Origin of the sequence: Granulicatella sp. zg-ZJ, from assembly GCF_010892355.1 — a bacterium.
Lineage (GTDB): Bacteria > Bacillota > Bacilli > Lactobacillales > Aerococcaceae > WM01.
Genome location: NZ_WNJY01000059.1, coordinates 1 through 562, shown reverse-complemented (window position 1 = coordinate 562; position 562 = coordinate 1). Strand labels below are relative to the sequence as shown.

Sequence of the window (562 nt, the reverse complement as noted above, 5' to 3'; positions counted from 1 at the left end):
AGACAAAAAGGCAATTTTCTCTTAAATTAAAAGTACCACCAAATAATAAGGAGAAATTGCCTATGTCTAATATAACAGAAATCTTACTACAATTAAAGGATAAAAACATCACATTTGATCATGAAAACGTATCAGAGTGTGACATTCGACATAAAAAATCATTAGTCTTATACGGTAAATTAACCTATACACCAGATTGTTGCCCAAATTGTTACGCAACCAATGGCATTGTAAAAAATGGGACACGTCAATCTCGACTGTCTTTATGCCAAATTTCAGGACTAAACGCCTATTTATCACTCACTAAACAACGTTTTTATTGTAAATCCTGTCAATCATCATTTACAGCTGAAACACCTATTGTGGATAAGCATTGTTTTATCACAAACCGTTTAAAACAAAAGATAATGGATACTTTAACAGAAACCATTTCAGAAACATATATCGCTAAACAACACAATGTATCTGTACATACGGTCAGACGTATTGTTGATAAGGTCGCCTCTACTTTAAAAGTAAATCACAACACACAATTACCTCATCATCTATGCTTTGATGAATT

The 562-nt window shown here is 32.2% G+C and carries 1 protein-coding gene; it reads left to right on the top strand.

Features of this window, described 5'->3' with window-relative positions; translation table 11 throughout:
• Nucleotides 1-62: 62 nt before the first annotated feature.
• Nucleotides 63-562 (top strand): helix-turn-helix domain-containing protein (locus tag GMA11_RS09155; protein ID WP_163546810.1); only part of this gene is annotated, 500 nt, incomplete at its 3' end.